This window comes from Roseibium sp. LAB1, assembly GCF_054658235.1.
Genome location: NZ_BAAGIB010000002.1, coordinates 793905 through 815884 on the forward strand (window position 1 = coordinate 793905; position 21980 = coordinate 815884).

The 21980-nt window shown below is 59.6% G+C and carries 22 protein-coding genes, 1 tRNA gene and 1 riboswitch; of the genes, 14 read left to right on the forward strand and 9 right to left on the reverse strand.

Going from position 1 to position 21980, the window contains the following annotated elements:
* Positions 1-98 precede the first annotated feature (98 nt).
* The 4 genes from ACYQ54_RS13560 to ACYQ54_RS13575 all read left to right on the forward strand — a co-directional run bounded on the left by ACYQ54_RS13560 (position 99) and on the right by ACYQ54_RS13575 (position 4949).
* Positions 99-782: a S24 family peptidase gene (locus ACYQ54_RS13560; protein WP_460083105.1), complete on the forward strand. Its 684-nt coding sequence runs from the start codon at positions 99-101 to the stop codon at positions 780-782.
* A 17-nt stretch (positions 783-799) separates the two neighbouring features.
* Positions 800-1729 carry a thermonuclease family protein gene (locus tag ACYQ54_RS13565; protein ID WP_460083106.1) on the forward strand — a complete coding sequence of 310 codons (930 nt, stop codon included), beginning with the start codon at positions 800-802 and terminating at the stop codon, positions 1727-1729.
* A 204-nt stretch (positions 1730-1933) separates the two neighbouring features.
* A complete protein-coding gene (locus ACYQ54_RS13570) occupies positions 1934-3910 on the forward strand; it encodes a methyl-accepting chemotaxis protein (protein WP_460083108.1) in 1977 nt (658 codons plus the stop codon).
* A 235-nt stretch (positions 3911-4145) separates the two neighbouring features.
* Entirely contained in the window at positions 4146-4949 is an 804-nt protein-coding gene (locus ACYQ54_RS13575) for a pyrroline-5-carboxylate reductase family protein (protein ID WP_460083111.1), read from the forward strand.
* An 87-nt stretch (positions 4950-5036) separates the two neighbouring features.
* Here ACYQ54_RS13575 and ACYQ54_RS13580 read toward each other — a convergent pair whose 3' ends face one another.
* Complete coding sequence (locus ACYQ54_RS13580; RefSeq protein ID WP_460083113.1) at positions 5037-6695, reverse strand: lysine--tRNA ligase; 1659 nt, start codon at positions 6693-6695, stop codon at positions 5037-5039.
* Positions 6696-7017: 322 nt separating this feature from the next.
* Here ACYQ54_RS13580 and ACYQ54_RS13585 point away from each other — a divergent pair, with 322 nt between their 5' ends.
* The 3 genes from ACYQ54_RS13585 to ACYQ54_RS13595 all read left to right on the forward strand — a co-directional run bounded on the left by ACYQ54_RS13585 (position 7018) and on the right by ACYQ54_RS13595 (position 9064).
* Complete coding sequence (locus ACYQ54_RS13585) at positions 7018-7431, forward strand: tellurite resistance TerB family protein (protein ID WP_023001795.1); 414 nt, start codon at positions 7018-7020, stop codon at positions 7429-7431.
* Between the two features lie 18 nt (positions 7432-7449).
* Positions 7450-8550 (forward strand): alpha/beta hydrolase family protein, encoded by a 1101-nt coding sequence (locus tag ACYQ54_RS13590; protein ID WP_460083116.1) that lies wholly within the window; start codon positions 7450-7452, stop codon positions 8548-8550.
* 109 nt (positions 8551-8659) lie between these two features.
* Positions 8660-9064 carry a hypothetical protein gene (locus ACYQ54_RS13595; protein WP_460083118.1) on the forward strand — a complete coding sequence of 135 codons (405 nt, stop codon included), beginning with the start codon at positions 8660-8662 and terminating at the stop codon, positions 9062-9064.
* A gap of 13 nt (positions 9065-9077) precedes the next feature.
* Here ACYQ54_RS13595 and apaG read toward each other — a convergent pair whose 3' ends face one another.
* The gene (apaG, locus tag ACYQ54_RS13600; protein WP_460083121.1) at positions 9078-9479 is read right to left on the reverse strand and encodes a Co2+/Mg2+ efflux protein ApaG; all 402 of its coding nucleotides are present in this window, start codon (positions 9477-9479) and stop codon (positions 9078-9080) included.
* 210 nt (positions 9480-9689) lie between these two features.
* Here apaG and ACYQ54_RS13605 point away from each other — a divergent pair, with 210 nt between their 5' ends.
* The gene (locus ACYQ54_RS13605) at positions 9690-10307 is read left to right on the forward strand and encodes a CDP-alcohol phosphatidyltransferase family protein (protein ID WP_460084796.1); all 618 of its coding nucleotides are present in this window, start codon (positions 9690-9692) and stop codon (positions 10305-10307) included.
* Here ACYQ54_RS13605 and ACYQ54_RS13610 read toward each other — a convergent pair.
* Positions 10304-11512, reverse strand: coding sequence for an O-succinylhomoserine sulfhydrylase (locus tag ACYQ54_RS13610; RefSeq protein WP_460083124.1), 1209 nt, complete (start codon positions 11510-11512; stop codon positions 10304-10306). The genes ACYQ54_RS13605 and ACYQ54_RS13610 overlap by 4 nt on opposite strands.
* A 37-nt stretch (positions 11513-11549) precedes the next feature.
* Positions 11550-11629: riboswitch (SAM riboswitch) on the reverse strand.
* Positions 11630-11767: 138 nt separating this feature from the next.
* Here ACYQ54_RS13610 and ACYQ54_RS13615 point away from each other — a divergent pair.
* Entirely contained in the window at positions 11768-12904 is a 1137-nt protein-coding gene (locus tag ACYQ54_RS13615; protein WP_460083126.1) for a 2'-deoxycytidine 5'-triphosphate deaminase, read from the forward strand.
* 6 nt (positions 12905-12910) lie between these two features.
* Positions 12911-13459 carry an IMPACT family protein gene (locus tag ACYQ54_RS13620; protein WP_460083129.1) on the forward strand — a complete coding sequence of 183 codons (549 nt, stop codon included), beginning with the start codon at positions 12911-12913 and terminating at the stop codon, positions 13457-13459.
* A gap of 471 nt (positions 13460-13930) precedes the next feature.
* On the opposite strand, the gene ACYQ54_RS13625 is transcribed toward ACYQ54_RS13620, so the two are convergent.
* The gene (locus ACYQ54_RS13625) at positions 13931-14731 is read right to left on the reverse strand and encodes an ion transporter (RefSeq protein WP_460083132.1); all 801 of its coding nucleotides are present in this window, start codon (positions 14729-14731) and stop codon (positions 13931-13933) included.
* 169 nt (positions 14732-14900) lie between these two features.
* Between ACYQ54_RS13625 and ACYQ54_RS13630 the strand changes: the two genes are divergently transcribed.
* Positions 14901-14974: transfer RNA gene (locus ACYQ54_RS13630), tRNA-Gly, on the forward strand.
* A gap of 47 nt (positions 14975-15021) precedes the next feature.
* Here ACYQ54_RS13630 and ACYQ54_RS13635 read toward each other — a convergent pair.
* On the reverse strand, positions 15022-15228 hold the full coding sequence (locus ACYQ54_RS13635) for a DUF1127 domain-containing protein (RefSeq protein ID WP_460083134.1): 207 nt from the start codon (positions 15226-15228) through the stop codon (positions 15022-15024).
* Positions 15229-15378: 150 nt separating this feature from the next.
* Between ACYQ54_RS13635 and ACYQ54_RS13640 the strand changes: the two genes are divergently transcribed.
* Complete coding sequence (locus ACYQ54_RS13640) at positions 15379-15855, forward strand: Lrp/AsnC family transcriptional regulator (RefSeq protein WP_460083135.1); 477 nt, start codon at positions 15379-15381, stop codon at positions 15853-15855.
* 105 nt (positions 15856-15960) lie between these two features.
* Positions 15961-16851: a transporter substrate-binding domain-containing protein gene (locus tag ACYQ54_RS13645; protein WP_460083137.1), complete on the forward strand. Its 891-nt coding sequence runs from the start codon at positions 15961-15963 to the stop codon at positions 16849-16851.
* Positions 16852-16881: 30 nt separating this feature from the next.
* On the opposite strand, the gene ACYQ54_RS13650 is transcribed toward ACYQ54_RS13645, so the two are convergent.
* On the reverse strand, positions 16882-17727 hold the full coding sequence (locus tag ACYQ54_RS13650) for a sterol desaturase family protein (protein ID WP_460083140.1): 846 nt from the start codon (positions 17725-17727) through the stop codon (positions 16882-16884).
* A 115-nt stretch (positions 17728-17842) separates the two neighbouring features.
* On the opposite strand from ACYQ54_RS13650, the gene ACYQ54_RS13655 reads away from it, so the two are divergent.
* Positions 17843-18490 (forward strand): alpha/beta family hydrolase, encoded by a 648-nt coding sequence (locus tag ACYQ54_RS13655; protein WP_460083142.1) that lies wholly within the window; start codon positions 17843-17845, stop codon positions 18488-18490.
* Between the two features lie 328 nt (positions 18491-18818).
* Here the strand turns inward: ACYQ54_RS13655 and ACYQ54_RS13660 are convergent, their stop codons facing one another.
* From ACYQ54_RS13660 to ACYQ54_RS13670, 3 genes are read right to left on the reverse strand one after another with little or no spacing between them, the layout of a single operon-like run.
* Positions 18819-19805 (reverse strand): Hsp33 family molecular chaperone, encoded by a 987-nt coding sequence (locus ACYQ54_RS13660; protein WP_460083144.1) that lies wholly within the window; start codon positions 19803-19805, stop codon positions 18819-18821.
* A 10-nt stretch (positions 19806-19815) separates the two neighbouring features.
* Entirely contained in the window at positions 19816-20745 is a 930-nt protein-coding gene (gene argF, locus ACYQ54_RS13665) for an ornithine carbamoyltransferase (RefSeq protein WP_460083147.1), read from the reverse strand.
* Positions 20745-21941: an acetylornithine transaminase gene (locus tag ACYQ54_RS13670; protein WP_460083149.1), complete on the reverse strand. Its 1197-nt coding sequence runs from the start codon at positions 21939-21941 to the stop codon at positions 20745-20747. Before ACYQ54_RS13670 ends, argF begins: the two co-directional genes overlap by 1 nt.
* Positions 21942-21980 lie beyond the last annotated feature (39 nt).

Sequence of the window (21980 nt, forward strand, 5' to 3'; positions counted from 1 at the left end):
GCTCAGCCGGTCGGGACACTACTCATCCGAACCGCGCCGAACAAGCCGCACAACCGGCACCCGACCGTTTCTTTTGCATTTTGGCCGGGAAAACCCATATGAGCGAAAGGTATTTATTCCTGTCGCGCAACTCGGAGAAACCGGTAACCGTGCTCTCACACGAAAAAGTCTGGGCGGCCATCGATGCCCTGGCCTCGCAAAACGGCCTTTCGCCGTCTGGCCTGGCCCGGCGGGCCGGACTGGATCCGACTGCGTTCAACCCCTCGAAACGGGTGGCAGGGGACGGACGCCCGCGGTGGCCGTCCACCGAGTCTCTTGCCAAGGTGCTGGCGGCGACCGGCGAAGCCTTGAACACTTTCGCAGCGAGAGTTGAACCTCCGGAAGATCCGTATGCGGGTGCACCGGCACTGGTTCCGATTGCCGGACTGGAAGCGGCTTCGGACCACGATGCCTTTGACAGCGCAGGCCGTCCGTCCGGAGCGAGCTGGCAAGGTTTCAGCTTCCCCAAATTCGACGCAGCTTTCGCACTTCAGGTGAGCGGCGAAGACTTTCAGCCACTGTACCGGCACGGTGATATCGTCGTGGTCGCCCCCGCCGCCCCGCTTCGCGCCGGGGACAGGCTGGCAATCAAGCTAAACAATGGCGATCTGTCGCTTTATACACTTCAGGAAATAAGCGCAGAGGATCTGGAAGTCCGTACAATCGGGGACAATTCACAGCCTGTGCGCCATCGGCACTCGGCAATCGAATGGACTGCCCGTATTATCTGGGCAAGCCAGTAACCTGCGAGCACACCTTGATGAAGCTGCGGCCTCTCATAACGCCTGCCCTCGTGCTGACCACCGCAAGTGGTCTGCTCGCCTGGTTGTTGTTTGTCGACCCGCCGTCTCAACAGGAAGAGCCAGTAGCGGCCGGCAGCGTGACCAAGTCCGCACAAGAAGCCAGCGGGCCGGAAAAGACGATCGAGACGGCCCCTCAAGCTTCCCAATCCCGGACACAGCCATCGACGCAGAGCGAACCCGTTGTCATTGCCGCAGCACCTCTGCCGGACGCCATTCGCAACGTCTCGCCGGAAGGCGTGTCGGCACCGAAGGTCCAAGGCGACCTGAAACGTATTGAACCCTCCAAACGCTATCTGGAACTGAAGAACCCTCCGATTGAACCGGTTCCGGACGGCCCGCTGGAGTTCATGCGGGTACAGGTTCTCGACGGCGGGCACCTCAAATCGGACCGGCTGACGGTCACGCTTGCCCATATCATTCCATTGAAATCAGACGAAACCTGTATTTCGCGGCTGGGAGGAACGTGGCCTTGCGGCGCCAGGGCGCGCACCTTCCTGAGGGGACTGGTGCGGCAGTTGAAGGTGACGTGCGAAAAGATCGAGGAAACCGGTCCTCAACAGATCCTGGCCACCTGTACCCGCGGCTCCATGGACCTCAGCAGACGTCTCGTTCGCTACGGCTGGGCGGATCCGGCACCGGGCGCACCCGCGGACCTTGCGGACCTCGCCCGGAAAGCCAAAGACGGGAAGATCGGCAAGTGGCAATCGGAGTGGCTGAACGAACTGCCGACCTCAGAGCTGGACACTGAAGTGCCGTCCGCCTTGCCGGGACTTGAGGAACTTGCGCCTGAAATCATCGAGTGGAGCCTGAGGTCCGAACCGGAACAACCGGGCGAAGGTTCACTGGCAGTCGAGGACTACCCGCAAGCGGACCGGCCTGTGCGTTAAGTCTGGAGCGCCAGCTGTTCGGTCTGAAACCAAGCCGTAGGCCTTACCCGCGTTGTCTGACGTCTCAATTGCCCAAGGCAGCTCATACCCTAGGCAAATAGAGTAAGCAGGTAGAAACCCGAGCGCGACGAATTAGAAATATTTTTACGCACTCAAGAGAAACTGGCTCAAACACTATCAGTCCATTGCAAGGACCAAAGACGTATGAGCGCACCGGCCCCAAAAAACACTGTCGAAACTGACAATATCGGAAAATATATCAAGTTCATGTCGAGTACCGGAAGCAATACGGCTTCTGCGCAGACGGCTTGGAGCTCGCTTCAGAAGCACCTTCCGGGCATATTGGACCGCTTTTACAATGAAATCCTGTCCCAAGAGGAGTTGCGCCAGAAAATGGGCGCGCACGAGAAGAACACAAGTTCGCTCAAAAACGCGCAGACCAAACACTGGGAATACATTTTCAATCATGATCCTGATCTGGAGTTCATCGGACAGGCCGCGCGTATCGGTCAGGCGCATGTAAAGATTGGACTGAGGGCCGAATGGCTCATGTCGGCCTTTGGCCGTCTGCTCAACGAGATCCTGCCCGTCATCGTCAAGAAACACCGGTTCTCGCAAAAGGCCATGATCGCCGAAATGCAAGCCGTGGTGACGCGATTCTTCCTGGACATGATCCTGGCGCAGCGCGCCTTCGAGACCGAACAGCGACGCATCGAAGACGCCGAAATGCGTGGCACTATCGGCTTGGAAAACCTGCGGACGACCGCAAACACCATCAGCGAGCTGAACGAGATCGTCATGGCGATGGCATTGCTGTCGCGCAATACTCAGGAAGCCAACACAAATGGCCAGTCCATTTCCGCCGCCGCTGATCAGCTGGTAACCTCGATCGGCCAGATCTCAGAGAACAGCGAAGGGGCGGCGAACGAAGCCATTCAAACCAACAACGCGGCCAAGGATGGTCTCGACAAGATGTCTGCCGTATCTAGCGCGATCGGTGACATTTCCTCGACGTCGCGGCAAACCTCGCAGAGCCTTGCAGACCTCAGCGACGCTGCATCGCAGATCGGCGAATTCCTGTCTGTCATTCAGTCGATCGCCGACCAGACCAATCTTCTGGCGCTGAACGCCACCATTGAGGCCGCCCGCGCGGGGGAAGCCGGCAAGGGTTTTGCCGTCGTTGCGTCCGAAGTCAAAACGCTGGCCTCTCAAACCGGCAAGGCAACGGAAGACATTGCTCAACGGATTGAAGCATTGACGGCCGGAATGGAAACGATCCAGACGGCCATCCAAAGCTCGGAAGGTGCTATCAAGAACGGTGAGGATGCCATTGCGGCCGCCAACGAGCTCATGCAGTCCATCGACAATATGGTTGGAAATGTTTCCGAACGCGTCACCCAGATAACGGGTATCCTGCACCAGCAGAAACAAGCCAGCCACGAAATCGCCCGCAATGTCGCCAATGTCGCGGAATCCAACCAGAACACGGATCAGCAGCTCAGCGCCATGCAGCGCGTCCTGAAACAGAGCAACGACAGCTTCAGCGGTTCCGCCAAGAACTTCTTCGACGCAAATTCGGACAAGTCCCTGCTGGAGATGGCAAAGATAGACCACGTTCTGTTCAAGAAACGCGTTATCGACACCGTCACCGGACACGACGACTGGGCATCGTCCGGGATGCCCGATCATCATCATTGCCGGCTCGGCAAATGGTATGACGCCATCAAGAACGAAAAGATCAAATCACATCCCGCGTTCCGCAGTCTTGTCGCGCCGCACAAGGCCGTTCACGACGCAGGCCACCGGGCGCTGCACGCTGCCGAGCAGGGCAATTCCACAGAAGCATTTGCAGCGCTTGTCGATCTGGACAAGGCCAGCAAGGAAGTCCTGAAAGGCCTGACAGATCTCGCCGTAGCCATGGATACCGATCTGAAGGACGCGGAACCACGAAAGTCACCAAGACAGGACGTCGGCAAAAAAGCCGAGGTGCTGATTGACGACAGCATCCAGCAGGTCGAACTCGAAAACGTCTCTGTGACCGGCGTCGGCCTGAAAGGCATAACGGGTGCCAAGGCGGGCAAAACCGTGTGCATTCGGAGCGAGGACAAGGAACGGCTTGCTCATATCATCTGGGTGGATGGTACGAGGGCGGGCGCCCAGTACTTCGACGAAGACAAATAAACCCTTGCGAGCCCCCCCCCCCTCTGCCTCCCGTCTTTATCAGGCCAGGCCACTTCCGGGCGCTGCTCCGGCTCGTCTGGCAGGCACGTTACAATGAGCCGACTTCACCGCCTTTCAATCAGCGCGGTGAAGTTTGGCTGGCAGGACCGCACTCCCGGAACAAGCGGCCGGGTTCTTTTCTGTCGAGAATGGCATTACGCTCCCTGGGTCGAAATGACCGAACCCTGGAGTTTTCATGACTGGAGAAATGACGGTTGGCATCATTGGCGGCACCGGCCAGCTCGGCAGCGCCATCGCAACGGCGTGGCTGGACAGTGGCTGCGTCAAACCAGATCATCTCTGGATATCCAATCGCTCCGGAACCTCCGCAGGCTTCGAAAGCTGGCCGGAGATCACCTTCACCGCATCCAATCAGCTTCTGGCTGATGCCTGTGATGTCATCCTTCTGTCCGTTCCACCAGCGCTTGTCGAAACGGTCAGGATTTCGGCTCCCGGCAAACTGATCCTCTCGGTCATGGCGGGTGTCTCGCGTGAGAGGCTCAAAGCCCTCACAGGCTCCGAAAAGGTCGTTCGTGCCATGTCGAGCCCGGCGGCGGGAAAACAGCTGGCCTACTCCCCCTGGTGTGCGGCTTCGTCGCTTTCGCAGGAATACAGGGACCTCGTCCAGTCGTTGTTATCGGCCTGTGGCCCGAGCGATGAGGTTTCCGACGAAGGGCAGATCGAGGTTTTCACCGCCATAACCGGGCCAGTTCCCGGGTTTGCCGCCTTCTTCGCCGACTGTATCGTTGATTATGCCCGCGCCAACGGGGTGGAGAGGCACATTGCCGAACGCGCAGCAAAACAACTGATCCTGTCGGCCGGGCAGATCATGGCTGAAGACGCCAGATCTCCGGCAGAGCATGTTCAGGAAATGATCGACTACGCAGGAACGACCGCAGCCGGTCTGGTCAAATTGAAGGAGCTGGGCATTGCCGGGTTGATCGGCGAAGGGCTGGAAGCCAGCACCGAACGCGTCAGGACCATTGCCGGTCCGGATTGACCATCCTCCTCTTCCTGCCGAATGCAGGCGCTCAACAAAGAAAAAGCGGCGCAGATGCGCCGCCTTTCCCGATATCCGGCGATCAAATCAGGCCGTCAGTTCACCCGCCAGTGCCTTGCGGATCATCTCACGCGTTTCGGCAATGCCGTAAAGAGCGACGAAGGACCCGAAACGCGGCCCCTTTTCCTGCCCGAGCAGCAACTGATAGAGCGCGGAGAACCAGACGACGGAAACGCCGGGACCGCCATCCGGGCCTTTTTTCGAGGGGTCCTGATAACGCTCGATGGAGCGGGCAACGTCCAGCACCGCATCCTGGATGGCGGCGCCATCCGCATCGGCCGGCAGGGCTGCCAGGGTTTCGTCCAGCTTTTCCAGGGCAGTGCGTTCGACGTCGTCCGGCACCTTGAAGGACTTGGCGGGTTTGACGAAATCATCGAAGTAGCGGATCGCATAGCCGACAAGCGCATCCAGTTCCGGATGGGTCGATGCCGTCACGCCCGGGGCGTAGCGGGAAATGAATGCCCACAGCACGTCCTTGTTTTCCGCATTGGAGGCGGACACGAGGTTCAGCAGCATGGCGAAGGGCACCGGCATGTCGATCTTCGGAATGTTGCCCGAATGGATATGCCAGGCCGGGTTCTGAAGCTTCTGCTCCACCGGCATCTGCTCGTATTTCTGGACGAAGGTGTAATACTCGTCCACCGCCTTCGGAATGACGTCGAAATAGAGCTTCTTGGCCGTCTTCGGCTTCTGGAAATTGTAGAGCGCAAGGCTTTCCGGCGCGGCGTAGGTCAGCCATTCGTCGATGGTCAGACCGTTGCCCTTGGACTTGGAAATCTTCTCGCCCTTCTCGTCCAGGAACAGCTCGTAGACGAAGTGTTCCGGAGCGGAGCCGCCCAGGATGTTGCAGATCTTGTCGTAGATCGGCGCGTTGGTCATGTGATCCTTGCCGAACATCTCGAAATCGACATCCAGCGCGGCCCAGCGCATGCCGAAGTCAGGCTTCCACTGCAGCTTTACCTTGCCACCGGTGACCGGCACCGTGATCTCTTCTCCCGTCTCGTCCGCGAAGGTGATGGTTCCGTCCTTCGGGTTGACGTCCTTCATCGGCACATAGAGCACACGGCCCGACGTCGGCGAGATCGGCAGGAACGGCGAATAGGTCGCCTGACGTTCAGCGCCAAGGGTCGGCAGCATCACGTCCATGATCTTCTGGTATTTCTCGGTCGCCCGGATGAGCACGTCGTCGAACTTGCCCGCCTTGTAGTATTCCGTCGCACTGGCAAACTCGTAGTCGAAACCGAAAGTATCCAGGAACCGGCGCAGCATGGCGTTGTTGTGGGCGGCAAAGCTGTCAAAGTCGCCGCCGAACGGGTTCGGCACGGCGGTCAGCGGCATCTGCAGATAGGGCTCGAGCGCTGCGCGATCCGGCACGTTTTCCGGGATCTTGCGCATGCCGTCCATATCGTCGGAGAAGCACAGCAGCCGGGTCGGAATCTTGTCTTCGGTCAAAAGGCGGAATGCCGTGCGCACCATGGTGGTTCGCAGCACTTCGCCGAAGGTGCCGATATGCGGCAAGCCTGACGGGCCGTAGCCGGTCTCGAACAGAACCGGTTTGTCCGTTCCCTTTTTCTCGATCCGTTTGACCAGTTTTCGCGCTTCTTCGAACGGCCACGCTTTCGATTTCGTGGCCGCCTCGACAAACTCTTGCGAAAGGTCAAGCGGAGGCAGGGATTGTTCGGTCATTTTTCAAGTCGTTCTGTTCATGAGAATGGATGGAATGCAGCCCGGTCGCAGTTTTGGATTTTCGGCCGGTTGCTGCGGCGCGACACTAGATCAACACGCCTGCATGTGCAATCACATGACCACAGCTAAGTTGACCGAAACCATGGGCCTTGCGCACTCTTTCGGCCTGCTGACGCAGCTTGCGGAAAAAAAGCAGGCTGCACCGGTCTGACGATTGTCGCATGGCGGTGACTTGAAGCTTGCCTCCCAACCCGTTACATCGGGCGCACGATCAAGCAGGAACACTCCGTCTTTTGGCGCTACGGGAGAATGAATAGTGTCTATGAATGAGCCGATCAGCGTACAGGAAGCCCTTATCTACGTGATGGTTATCGTCTCGGCGTCTGACAACCAGATGACCGACAACGAACTGGCCACCATCGGCGACATGATCAAGATGCTGCCCGTTTTCAATGGCTACGACGGCAACCGGATCATCCCGGCGGCCCAGCGCTGCGGCGACATCCTGCAGGAAGACAACGGCTTGCAGCTTGTGCTGGAACTGGTTGGCGACGTGCTTCCGGCAAAGCTCTATGACACGGCCTATGCCCTTGGGGTCGAAGTGGCGGCTGCCGATCTCCATGTCGAGAAGGAGGAATTGCGTATCCTCCAGCTTCTGCGCGACCGTTTCAAACTCGACAAACTGACCGTTGCCGCAATCGAGCGCGGTGCGATCGCTCGTCACCGGACCATCTGATCCTCTCGGAGCGGGTATTTGAAAGCATCGAAGGCCCTCGCCTGGGTCGGGGCGGCATCCATTGCCGTCCTGGCGGGTGTTTTCCTGGTTTTCCAGGGACTTCAGGATTTCGAGCTTTCTGAATACGAGACGCGACCGATTGTCTTTTCCTTCGACGGATATTCCGTTGCAGGCACATTGCATCTGCCCTTCCCCGAAAACACAAAGCCTGCCCCCCCGACCCTGGTGCTGCTCGTTCATGGGGATGGCCCTGCCGACAGGTATTCCGGAGGTGGTTACCTGCCTCTTGTCAGCAGCCTCCTGGACAGCGGCCTTGCCGTCTTTTCCTGGGACAAACCCGGGGTTGGCGAGAGCGAAGGCAACTGGCTGTCCTTTTCGATGGCTGACAGAGCTCGCCTCGCCGCAATGGCCCTTGCTGCAGCAAAAGAACAGCCTGAATTGCGAATGTCTCCAGCCGGGTTTCTCGGCTTTTCCCAGGCTGGCTGGGTGCTGCCAATTCTGGCGGAAGAGCCCGCACAGGGCGATTTCTTCGTGATTGTCGGCGGCGCGGTCAACTGGTTACGGCAGGCAGGCTATTATACCCGGCGCAGGCTGGAACTTGCAGGGGCCGATCTCAAGACGATCGATGAAGCCCTCGCGCAGGACGCGAGGGATGGGCAAACGTTTCTCGACCGGGATTTTTCCTATCAGGACTATCTCGACAGCGGCATGGACAAGGTTCCGATGCCCGAAGACCGCTTCGCCTTCGCTCACCGGAATGCGGCTTCCGATTCCAGCGAAAGCCTGACAGTTGTTTGTGCCCCTGTTCTGACGGTCCATGGCGGCGAAGACCTCAATGTCGATCCCTATTTCAATTCCGGCGTTTATCGAAAGACCCTCAAGGCTCGCAATCCCGGCAATCGTTTCGTCATCGTCCCGAACGCCAGCCATGCGCTCCTGAGGGCGGAAGCCTTCAACTACCAGCTCGAAGGGCAAATGCCTTCCTGGGGAAGGACCCTGTTCATGGTTCTGGGGCGCCGTGCCTACGCGCCGGGCGCACTGGAAACCATGACCACCTGGATAGAGGAACAGGCGGCCTCCGCAAACACCCGGTCAACTTCATCCGTTCGTTCAAATTGAACTCTTTTTGTTTCCGGTCCTTCAATTCGGCCCGCTCTATCACCGATGCGGGGGTCAGCCGCTTGTGGGCTGCCGCGACCTACGGGTCCTTCAGCGCGGAGACGGGGACATGAGCAATCAGGCAATCGGAGAGCGGACGAGCGTGCGCTATCCGCTGAGGCGGCGCCGCCAGAGGCTCCGGGTGCAGCGGCCCATGCCCTATGCTGTCCGTTACGTCCAGGTTCGCACCGCTCCGAAGCAGGCAAACTGGGGTGCGCGAATGATGATTGCCTTTGCGGGCTTCATTTGCGGCCTTGCAGCCGACGCCCTGGTGATGTTTGCCGAAGACCACTTCCACCTGGCAAAAGACCGGGATCCGGACCTCTTTGCCTGGGTGCTCGGCACCGGCTTCGCCGGGCATATCATCTATCTGATATTCGGAATTCTTGCGGTCACGTTGCTGACGGCCTTCAACCGCCGCAAGTGGATCTTGTGGCTGCTGATCGGCTTCGTCGGCGGGCTACTCAGTATCTGATTGGCCGCAAGCCTCAATTGAGGCTGTGGATCGCATCAGGCAGGTCGAGTGAAAACGCCGGAATGGCGACATCGAACATGGACCCGTCCGGACGCTCCATCGAATAGGACCCGGCCATGATGCCACTGTCGGTCGAAAGCGGACAGTGCGACGAATATTCATAAGTTTCGCCGGGCTCTATCACCGGCTGTTCGCCGACCACGCCCTCGCCGCTTACCTCTTCCTGGCGTCCCCTGGCGTCGGTGATCTGCCAGTAACGCGTCTTCAGTTGCACCGGTTCGCTGCCACCGTTGTGGATCTCGACCATATACGCCCAGATGTATTCGCTCTCTTCCGGACGCGATTCATCGTCCAGATAAAACGGCTCGACGGAGACTTCGATCCCTTGGGTGATGGCGGTGTAACTGCCAGACACGACTTTTCCTTAATTTCAGAACTACGGACCTTGAAATAGACCGGTCCGAAGTGACTTCCACGGGACGCACCCGCTCGTTCAGGACGCGCTTATAGGGCGAATGACGCAAGCGTGAAAGAGGCTTGTGACATCTGAGGCTGGAATTGCTTGAGATTTGAAGCTGGATTTTGCATGAACACGATCTGTCAGACCCAAAACAGTGACCTCCTCATGTTCGATGCCCGCCTGCGCCTGCTGATCGATCCGCCGCTCAACCGGCTGGGCCAATCCCTTGCCGGCACGGGTCTCAAGGCCAATAGCGTAACTCTGGCGGGCTTTGTCGCCGGCATGGCAGCAGCTGTTGCCATTGCCTCAGGCCACACAATGGCCGGCTTTTTCCTGATTGCGCTCAACCGCTTTGCCGACGGCCTCGACGGTGCATTGGCCCGCGCGACCACCAAGACGGACCTCGGTGGTTATCTCGACATCACGCTGGATTTCTTCTTCTACAGCGCAATCCCGCTTGCTTTTGCCATTCACGATCCTGCCGGCAATGCGTTGCCCGCGGCCGCTCTTCTCGCCAGCTTCTACGCCAACGGCTCGGCCTTCCTGGCCTTTGCCATCATGGCGGAAAAGAACAATCTTACGACCGACGCTCAGGGCTCCAAATCGCTCTATTACATCGGCGGTCTTGCTGAAGGCGCTGAAACAATCGCCTTGTTTCTGCTCATGGCGCTGGTACCCGCCTGGTTTCCGGTGCTGGCCTACGGGTTTGCAGCTGTCTGCTTTGTGTCTGCCGGCGCCCGGGTGCTTATAGGCATCCGGGCGCTGCAACGTTCAGGCCGTTAAATCGCCGCCAACGCCTTTTCAACATCTTCCAGCAGATCCTGCGGATCTTCCAGACCGACTGACAGGCGCAGAATGCCGTCGGTGATGCCGAGTTCCGCGCGGGCTTCCTCGCCGATCGACTGGTGCGTCGTCGTCGCCGGATGGCAGATCAGGCTCTTGGCGTCACCGAGGTTGTTGGAGATCTTGATCAGCTCAAGCGCATTGGTGAAGCGGAACGCGGCTTCCTTGCCGCCTTCGACTTCCAGCGCCAGCATGGTGGAACCGCCGCTCATCTGGCGCTTGGCAACATCGGCCTGCGGATGATCGTCCCGGCCCGGATAGATCAACCGCTTGAGCTTGGACTGACCGGCCAGGAAATCGGCAATCCGGCCTGCCGTCTCCGTTTGACGAGCGACACGCAGCGGCAGCGTTTCCAGACCTTTCAGCAGCACCCAGGCACTGAACGGGCTCATGTGCGGTCCGGTGTGCTTGATGAAGGGCATCACCTCGTCGTTGATCCACTCTTCGTCGGACAGGATCACGCCGCCGAGACACCGGCCCTGGCCATCAATGTGCTTGGTGGCTGAGTAAACAACTACATCGGCACCAAGCTTGAACGGCGATTGATAGAGCGGGGTGGCGAAAACGTTGTCGACGATCAGCCGGGCTCCGGCTTCCTTCGCGATCTGCGCCACGGCTTCGATATCGATCACTTCCAGCGTCGGGTTGGTGGGGCTTTCCAGGAACAGCGCCTTGGTGTTCGGCCGGACGGCCGCCTTCCACTGCTCGATATCTGTTCCGTCGACCAACGTGCTTTCGACGCCGAAGCGCGGCAAAAGGGTTTCGCAGATATAGCGACAGGAGCCGAACAGGGCCTTGGCGGCAATCACATGGTCACCGGCCTTGACCGAAGCCATCAGCGCCAGGTTGACGGCCGCCATGCCACTGGCCGTCGCCCTTGCTGCCTCGGCCCCTTCCAGTGCCTTGATGCGGTCCTCGAACATGGTGACGGTCGGATTGGCATAGCGGGAATAGACATAGCCCGGGTTCTCTCCATTGAACCTCGCCTCGGCTGCTTCCGCATCGCTGTAGGTGAAGCCCTGGGTCAGGTAGATGGTCTCCGAGGTCTCACCAAACGGTGACCGCATGGTGCCGCCATGAACCAGGTTGGTTGCAGGGCGCCAGTTCTTGTTTCCGGTCTTGGTGGTCTCAGTCATGTCTTTCATTCCGCTCCAAACGCAAAAAACCCCAGCCTCAAGACCGGGGTTCTCACCTCCGGCCTTTTTAGCAACTTGTTTAACGTGGCTGCAAGCCGGCCGGCCCAAATCACCACGAAGTGGGATTGTCCTACGGGAAAAGTAAGCGCAGGTCAATTGCCTTGCGTCCCTTCCTGCCAAATGCCCGGTTCTACCAGAATGCCTGTTGGCGCGGGCGGCCCGATCCTTTAATGACCATAGACCAGCAAATTGCGGGATATCTTCATGAACGTCACAGCAGGTCAGGCCTTGAACGGAAGCGCAATTCTCACAGCAAACGGCATTCTGCCGGAACGGGTAATCCAGGCGATGTTCGCCGCCGGAGAGATTTCAGCGGACGCACCGCCAGTCACTGGACAGATCCAGCCCGCCAGCCTCGACCTGCGTCTGGGCGGGCAAGCGTACCGGGTGCGGGCCAGCTTCCTGCCGGGACCGGACATCCAGGTTGCGGCACGGCTTGAGCAGATGAAACTGCACACCGTCGACCTGAGCGAAGGTGCGGTTCTTGAGACCGGCTGCGTCTACATCGTGCCGCTTCAGGAAAGCCTTGCTCTGGCATCGGATATTTCCGCCACGGCAAACCCGAAAAGTTCCACCGGGCGCCTGGATGTCTTCACCCGTGTCATTACCGACAACGGGTTGGCCTTCGATACAATTCCGGCCGGCTACACCGGTCCGCTCTATGCTGAAATCTCTCCGCTGACCTTCCCGATTCTCGTTCGGTCCGGATCCCGCCTCAGTCAGATCCGCTTCCGGCGCGGCCAGTCGCTCATTCCGGATGCCGAACTGGAAGAGGTCCACAAGGCGCACACGTTGATGAGCGGCGGCAACGAGCGCATCGGCAACGGTGTGCAGCTCTCCATCGATCTGGAAGGGACCGGCCCGAACAGCCTGATCGGCTATCGCGCCAAGCAGCACTCCGGACTGATCGATGTGGATGTCGTCGGCGCTCAGGATGTCCTGGACTTCTGGGAACCGATCTATCGCCGCCAGCGGGCGGAACTGATCCTTGATCCGGATGCCTTCTACATCCTGGTCAGCCAGGAAGCGGTGCATGTGCCGCCGGACTATGCCGCAGAAATGGTGCCGTTCGATCCACTCGTCGGCGAGTTCCGCGTTCATTACGCCGGCTTCTTCGACCCGGGCTTTGGCCATGCGGGAGCCGGCGGTGTCGGCTCACGCGCGGTTTTGGAAGTCCGCTCGCACGATGTGCCCTTCATCGTGGAACACGGCCAGACAATCGGCCGCCTGGTTTACGAACACATGGCGGAACGGCCGGCAACGCTATACGGCGAAGGCATCGGCTCCAACTATCAGGGCCAGGCCCTCAAGCTGTCCAAGCATTTCAGGGCACCCGCCTGACCACCGATGGCCCTGAAAACCGTAACGCGTGAATTCGAAGGCTTTCTGGAAGACCGGAAGTCCCGTTTCCTGGCGCATCTTGTGCCGGTGGACGTGTTCGACCAGCGGCTGGAGGAGCTGCGCAAGGAACACAAGAAAGCCAACCACATCGTCACGGCGCACCGCCGGCTGTTGGAAGACGACCGGATAGAGGAAAGCGGCAAGGACGACGGCGAACCGGCAGGCACCTCCGGCATGCCCACGCTTCGGGTGCTGCAAGGCGCTGAACTGATCAACTGTGCCGTTCTGATCGTGCGATATTTCGGTGGCACGAAGCTCGGCGGCGGCGGCCTCGCACGCGCCTATTCGGGCGCGGCACAGGACGCCATCAACAATGCCAACCTGGTTCCGTTTCAGAAGATCCTTTCAAAAACCGTTCGCGCCGATTTTGCCTCCAGCTCCGAGCTGGAACGGCGGATCGAAAGCCTCGGCTTGACGGTCATCACGCGGGATTACACCGAAGACGGCGTGACGCTGACTGTCGAGGGGCCGGAAGAGGTTTTGGTGGAGTTATAAGTTCTCCAAGTCTGGAAGATCTTTCCCACTTTTCCGAACAAGGCTGCTTGCCGCCCTCAAATAATAGACAGTCGCGCGTACGCCATCCCATGGCTTGACCATGGGATCCATGCCGTTTCCTCACCAAAGAGCCTTGCGCCGTTCGACCGAAGTCACGGCTTGGATTGCCGGATCAAGTCCGGCAATGACGATCGGATGGTTGGTTATCCCGAGCCGACGTCGCATCAGCGGGAGTTGAGAGCCGGATCTGATTGACAAAGCAATCGTACTACTCGCCAAGAACCCGACCGACCACGGCACTCTCCTCAATCATGCGGGATGCACGCCCCCTCCTGCCAATGATCGCAATTATCAGGGAGCAACCGCTCAGGGCACTCACCACGAGATTAGATCGGCACCTCAGTCAAACTGGAGAGCAAAACCGTGCCGACAGGTTACCCGAATGGTCACCGACATCGCGCGTCGCACGTCTTATGTCCGCGCCTTGCCTACCTCAGCCTGAAGCTGTTTGACCTCATTGCGGAGCGCTCTGACCTCTTCGAGGATCAGGCCTGTGTCGTCGTGGATGGCCTGGCGGTTGGCGTCGGCTTCGGCTTCGTGCTCCTCCTGCATGGCGGACACGATGATACCGATGAACAGGTTCAGCACCGTGAAGGCCGTGCACAGGATGAAGGGTACGAAGAACAGCCAGGAATAGGGATAGACATCCATGACCGGTCGCACGATGCCCATGGACCAGCTTTCCAGCGTCATGACCTGGAACAGCGTATAGAGCGACGCGCCGAGAGTGCCGAACCATTCCGGAAACGTTGCGCCATAGAGCTTTGTGGCCATGACGGCAAAAACGTAGAAGACCAGTGCCATCAGCACGACAATCGAGCCCATGCCCGGCAAGGCGGCCACCAGCCCGCCGATGACACGCCGCAGGGATGGCACGACAGAAATGAGGCGCAGGGCTCTCAGAATACGCAGCGACCGCAGCACGGACAGATTGCCCGTTGCCGGCATCAGCGAGATGGCAACAATGCTGAAGTCGAACAGGCTCCAGGGATCCTTGAAGAACTTCAGACCGTGGGCATAGAGCCGCAAGGCCAGCTCAACGACGAAAATGCCGAGGATCAGCTGATCGATGATCCTCAATATGCCACCAACCTCGGCCATGACAGCCGAGCTGGTCTCCAGACCCAGCGTCACCGCATTCAGAACGATGATGCCGATGATGCAGACTTCCCAATTGCGTGAGGTGACCAGTGCCCTGACCTGATTTCGCATTTAAATGACCCGGTTTGATGGCTTTTCGTGCGTGCCGCAACGCACGGGCCGGAACATGGCGATTTCAGTGCCGCAGCGCAAGATCGTCGCGCCTTGGAAAAGCAACTCTCCTGCAAAGAAGCCTTCTTGACAGGTCGGGCAAGTCGGCGCAGAAAGCTCATCAGGTTCGGCGGGTGTAGCTCAATGGTAGAGCAGAAGCTTCCCAAGCTTAAGACGGGGGTTCGATTCCCCTCACCCGCTCCAAGTCTCCTGACCATCTCTCCCGAATTTGCAGCCGCTGCCCACTTCTGTCAGCGCAGTGTTTCCCCGATCTGTGCCTGTTTTCGGATATCCGAGCGGCTCAGTCCGACATCCTCCAGCAAGTAGTCAGGCAGATCTGCCAGATGGGCCATGTCACGCCGCCGACGCAACCCCATTGACAGAAAATCAAGGATGGAAAGCACCAGGCTAGTTCTGAGAGAGCGTGCAAGGTGCAGTGGCACGAAGATATCGGACATCTGTTTGCTCCTTTCCAACGAGACAGGAGCAAGTCTAGAAAAAGCTTCCGCGAATGGTGCGCAAACTTCTCAAATTGGAGCGACAAATTCGCAAAAATTCCAGATCTCCGATAAACTGCCGCGCAACACTGCCGGAAAGGACCCTTCTCCATGGATCTGGACGATTTCGATCATCAGCTTCTGCATCTTCTCAGTCTCGATGCCCGGCAGACCGGCAAGCAGCTTTCGGAGAAAGTCGGCCTGTCTTCGGCCGCCTGTCTGCGCAGGGTGCAACGCCTCAGGGACGTGGGGGTAATCGAGCGGGAAGTGGCCATTCTGTCGCCGGAAGCGACGGGCGCGTCCGTTACCTTGTTGGTGACGCTGGTGCTGACGCGCGGTCAGCCGGAGCGGATGGCGAAGTTGCGCCAGAGGCTGCTGAAGCTTCGGGAAGTGAAGAAGATCTATCACGTCACGGGCCCGGCCGATCTGGTCCTGACGGTGCAATGCGCTTCCATGGAAGCCTATGCGACTTTCACCGAAGCGCATTTCTACGAAGATGAAATCAAGGGCTTCGATACAATTGTCGTCCTGCGCTCCTATGATCCCGGGCCGGAAACCGGCTCTGTTTCGTCGACATCAGCATCATAACTGGCTGACAAAGCCCCCCGCAGCAAGATAATCTGTACCGGCGAATCCCTGGTGCCCGGCAGGCATCCGGTTTGCGCTCCATCCGAAACCCGGCAGGACAGCAACTTGAAAACGGGACCGCTTCTTTCCGAGACTTTCCGACGGCAGGCTGCCGGAATGGTTGCCGGACTGGTTGCCTTCGCTGCCACGGTGACCGGAGTCTCGTTGCTTGCCGGATCTGCGGCCGCGCAGGAACCTTCGGTCCGCGTTCCCAATTTCTGGGATCCGAAAGCCGTCCACGACCGGCCGAGCACCATTCCGGACAAGATCCAGTTTCTGGCGACGGACGGGTACCCGCCCTTCGTCTTCCGCGATCAGCATGGCCGGCTTACCGGCTTCAATGTCGACCTCGCCCGGGCACTCTGTCAGGAACTCGGCAGTTCCTGTGCCCTGCGCATCAAGGACTTCGATGTGCTATTGCCGGCGCTGGACGAGGAAGAAGGCGATGCGATCATTTCCGGACTGTCGCGCAGCCTGCCATCTACGCGCCGCCTCAACTTCACAGAGGATTATCTGAAGCTGCCGGCACGGTTCGTGGTTCGGGCGTATAACGCCTCCGATTTCAACGAACAGGCACTGGCAGGCAAGAAGATCGCGGTCGAGGCCGGATCCCGTTACGAGGCCTTTGCCGAACGCTTCTTTCCGGGAGCCGAGATTGTCAGCCTGGAAAATGCCGAGGCAACCAGGGAAGCGGTCCAGGCGGGGTCAGCCGACGCCCTGTTTGGCGATGGCCTGAACCTTTCCTTCTGGTTGCCAAGCGAAGCAGCTGCTGGCTGCTGCGCCTTTGCCGGAGGGCCGTGGCTGGAGCCGGGTTACTTCGATGAAGGCATGGCGATCGCAACCCGCCAGGACGACCCGGAACGGGCCGCCGCCCTCACCTACGCCTTGCGCCAGCTTCATCAGAAGGGCATCTACCGCGAGCTTTATCTGCGCTATTTTCCGATGAGCTTTTTCTGATCTCTCCGGACTTTACCGGCGCGACCAACCTCAGCTTTTGCCGGACGGTTTGCCAAGGTCTGCATTTTTCGCTCGGTCCGGAATATTCAGAAACGGTATCGCCAGGCTGAAGGGAAACGAATGCGCACGCGGGGTGAGCGCGGAACCCAGCCCGATTTCCATCGTTTCGTGGCCCTGCTCGGGATCTTCAACATAGGTTCCGAACAGGCGGTCCCAGACTGAAAGATAAAATCCGTAATTGGAATCTGTCTCGTGCGGCAGCACCGAGTGATGAATGCGGTGCATGTCCGGGGTGACGATCAGGAAACGCAAGGGGCGATCCAGCCAAAGCGGCAAGCGGACATTCGCGTGACTGAAAACCGCCGAGGCATTCAGCACGATCTCGAAGATCAGCACAGCCTCGACCGGGCCGCCAAGCGCGACAATCACCAGTCCCTTCCAGAGGAAGGACAGTAAAATTTCGATCGGATGGAACCTGAGCGCCGTCGTCGCATCGACCTCGCTGTCCGCATGATGCGTGCGGTGAATGCGCCAGAAAAGGGGAACCTTGTGCGACACCAGATGCTGGAACCACACTGCAAGATCGAGCACGACGAAGGTGAGCAAACCTGCCAGAACACCTGACCAACCAAGCAGCGCGAACAGACCCCAGCCCTTTTCCTGCGCCAGCAGTGCCACACCAACACCGCCGATGGGGAAGATCAGTCGCACCAGCAGGGCATCAAGCAGAACAATGCCCCAGTTGGTCGGCCAGCGTTTCAACCGGCTGCTTTTCAGGCGGCGCCGGGGCAAGCCGGCTTCCAACAGCGCCATGATCAGAAAGATACCGGCGAAGCAGGCCATACGCAGCTGGTTGATGTCGATCTGGTCAAACATGGGGTCTTTTGAAACGTCCTGACTAATGCAGCTTGCCACGGTCCCGATGGCACGATAGGGCGATAGCACAATACTCCTGATATCACTCCTTGCCGCTGCGACAGATCACATCATCATGACCGACTTTCTCTGGACCCGCCCCGAAACGCCCCCTGTGGCCACCCTGCTGCTGGCCCATGGTGCCGGGGCAGCCATGGACTCAGCCTTCATGAACAGGCTCTCGGCCGCTCTCGCTAGCGAAGGTATCGCCGCCGCGCGCTTCGAATTTGCCTATATGGCCGGCCGCCGGACCGGTGGCCCTAAAAAGCCGCCACCACGGGCCGACAAGCTGATTGCCGAGTTCCAGACCGCCCTGCAGTCTGTACTGGGGCAAAGCGAGGGGCCGATACTGATCGGGGGCAAATCGATGGGCGGCAGGGTTGCCGCGATGCTGGCAGGTGGCGGCTCGCTCCCCGGGCGCGTCAAGGGCGTTGCCTGTTTCGGCTACCCCTTCCACCCGACGGGCAAGGCAGATGCCGAGTGGCGGCTCCAGCCGCTTCAGGACGCCAAGCGGCCGGTTCTGGTGCTGCAGGGCGATCGGGATCCGTTCGGCTCGAAGGCGGAACTGGACGAGGTCTCCTTGCCCGTTCACGTCAGCCTGACCTATCTGGAAGACGGCAACCACGACTTCGGCCCGCGCGGCAAGTCACCGGCAACACTCGACGGCAACATCACTCTGGCCGCAGAAGCCGTCAGGGCATTTGTGGACGGGTTCACGGGTTAAGGCCCGCCAAAACACCCCGGGCCCTCAGCCCGGCCAGCGCAGCGCAGGTCCATGGCCTACTTGCCTGACCACTTGCCGAAGCCGGCGCGTTGCCTTTGCCCTCGCTCTGGAAACCTGTGCGCCCCGGGTCTCCCTGTGGAAGCCCGGGGTGGCTCCTTTAGTCGTCAGAGACTTCCACCGAAACACGAGTGGTAACGTTTTGCGCAAGTGGGCCATCCGACGAGACAGCGCTAAAGCGCTTCCTCAGGATGAGGGGCATTGACTGCAGGGAACAAAAAAACCGGACCGTTTCCGATCCGGGCTTTCTTCAATGTCCCTTCGCTCCGGCTTACTGACCCGGCTTGCCGTCGAATTCGTAGCGAGTGCTGCAGAATTCGCAGGTGACGATGATCTTGCCGTCGACCGTCATGTGGTCAACATCGTCCTGGCTGAAGCCCGCGAGAACACTCTCGATCTTCTCCCGCGAGCAGCTGCACTTGTCGGCCAGCGGCTGCGGTTCGAAGAGGCGGACGCCGCGTTCGTGGAACAGGCGGAAAAGCAACATTTCCACGCTGACTTCCGGGTCGGTCAGCTCGACATCCTTGACCGTCTCGACCAGGACCTTGGCTTCCACCCAGGCATCATCTTCGTCGACCTCGTGCGGACGCGTGCCTTCCGGCGCGTCGCCCGGATCGATATCGGCCTGATGCATGCGTTCCGGAGCCTCGGGCAGGAACTGGATAAGTATGCCGCCAGCGGTCCAGGTCTTGGCATGGCCTTCACCTTCCTGACGGGTGAACAGTTCACCAACGCCGAGCCGAACTTCGGTCGGAATTTGCTCCGACCGCTCGAAGTAGCGCCGTGCGACTTCTTCCAGTGAAACGCCATCCAGTTCCACCAGTCCCTGGTAGCGCTGCATGTGCGGCCCCTGGTCGATGGTCATCGCCAGATGTCCGTGCCCGAGAAGGGCTTCCTGCGTCGCCTGGCCATCTGCGATCAGCGCGGCGACCTCTCCGGCATCGAAGGTTGCGCAGGCGCGGATCGCATCGGGTGTCTTGAAGTCGACAACCAGCATCGACACCGGCCCCTTGGTCTGCGTCTGCAGAGTGAAGCGACCGTCGAATTTCAGCGAGGTGCCCAACAGGCTGGTCAGAACGATGGCTTCCGCCAGCAGGCGGGAAACCGGTTCAGGATAGGCGTGACGGTCCAGAATTTTTTCAAGGACAGGACCCAGCGCAACCGCACGGCCGCGCACATCAAGCCCTTCCACGGCAAAGGGCCGGACAGCGTCCAGCCCCGCAGGCGTAATGCCCAGTTCATCAAGATTAAGTGCCACTTGGCTTGCCTTATGCTGCGCCGAAGCACCAGGCCAGAATGCCCTTCTGGGCATGGAGCCGGTTTTCGGCTTCGTCAAACACAACGGAGTTGGGACCGTCCATGACGTCCGAAGTGACTTCCTCACCCCGGTGGGCCGGCAGGCAATGCATGAACAGGGCGTCCTGGTTTGCCTCAGCCATCAGGCGCTTGTTCACCTGATAGGCACTGAGGAGATTGTGACGCGATTCCGCGTCGTCATCGCCCATGGACACCCAACAGTCGGTAACGACACAGTCGGTCCCCTTGACCGCCTCATATGGGTCCGTCGTGACCTGAATGGAACCACCCTTGGCGCGAGCGGTCTCGATCAGGTCCATCGGCGGCGCCAGTTCACTCGGCGTCGCGATGCGCAGTTCGAAGTCGAGGCGTGGTGCGGCATGGATCCAGGAGGCAAGCACGTTGTTGCTGTCGCCTGTCCAGGCGACGCTCTTGCCCTTGATCGAGCCGCGATGCTCTTCGAAGGTCAACAGGTCAGCCATGATCTGGCAAGGATGCGAGACTTTGGTCAGACCGTTGATCACCGGCACCGTGGCATTTTCCGCAAGTTCGCGCAGTTCGTTGTGATCGAGAATACGGATCATGATCGCGTCGACGAAACGGGACAGAACCCGTGCCGTATCGGCAATGGTTTCGCCGCGGCCGAGCTGCATTTCAGCACCGGTCAGCATCAGGGTCTCGCCGCCAAGCTCGCGCATGCCGACATCGAAGGAAATGCGCGTGCGGGTCGACGGCTGTTCGAAGATCATGGCCAGCACCTTGCCAGCCAGCGGGCCCTGGCCCCGGTGCACACCATTTCGGCTCGACTTGATCTTCCGGCTGGTGTCCAGGATGGCGCGCAGTTCGTCGCCTTCGAAGTCCGTCAGATCCAGAAAGTTCCGGTAGGTTCCGTTTGCGGTCATCAGGCCGCTCCTTCCGCCAATTTAGCTTCCACCGCAACAGCTGCCTGATCCAGGCGCTCGACGGCAGTGGAAATTTCATCTTCGCTCATGGTCAGTGGCGGCATGATGCGCACCACGTTATCGCCGGCAGGCACTGCCAAGAGACCCGCTTCACGGGCCGCAAGAACGTAATCGGCTACCGGCACCACGCATTTCAGACCGAGCATCAGGCCATTGCCGCGCACTTCCGCCAGCACGTCCGGATGGCTGTCCACGAGCCCGGCCAGCTTCTGCTTGAAACTCAGCCCCTTCTGCCGCACGCTTTCCAGGAAACCGTCTTCCAGCACCACGTCCAGCACCGCATTGCCAACCGCCATTGCCAGCGGATTGCCGCCAAAAGTGGTGCCATGCGTTCCGGGAGAAAGGGCTGCCGCCGTTTCCTCGGTTGCAAGGCATGCGCCCATCGGGAAACCGCCGCCGATCCCCTTGGCAATCGCCATCAGGTCCGGCTCAACGCCCGCCCACTGGTGAGCGAACAGCTTGCCGGTCCGTCCGACGCCGGTCTGGATCTCGTCGAAGATCAGCAGAATGCCGTTGTCGTCGCAGATCTTGCGCAGCGCGCGCAGGAAGTCGGCCGGGATCTCACGAATACCGCCCTCGCCCTGAACGGGTTCGATGGCGATGGCCGCCGTATGAGGGCCGACGGCGTCTTTCAACGCGTCCAGATCACCAGCCGGCACCTGGTCGAAACCGGGAGCCTTCGGACCGAAACCCTCAAGATATTTTGCCTGGCCGCCAGCCGCGATGGTCGCGATGGTCCGGCCATGGAAGGCGCCTTCGAAGGTAACGATGTGGAACCGTTCGGGATTGCCATTGTCATAATGATAGCGGCGCGCGCATTTGATCGCGGCTTCCATCGCCTCGGCGCCGGAATTCACGAACAGCACCTTGTCGGCGAAGGTAGCCGCGCACAGGCGCTGCGCCAGCCGCTCGCCATCGGGGATCTGGTGCAGGTTGGACGTATGCCATAGCTTGGCGGCCTGATCCTGCAATGCCTTGACCAGATGCGGATGGGCATGACCGAGTGCGTTGACCGCGATGCCGGAACCGCAATCGAGGAATCGTCGGCCGTCAGTCGTTACCAGCCAGACACCTTCCCCATGATCGAAAGACAGGTTCGATCTTGCGTAATTTCCGAATAGTGCAGTCGCGGACATAACCTCGTTTGTCTCCCTTAAACGCCCTTGCTGTCCCAG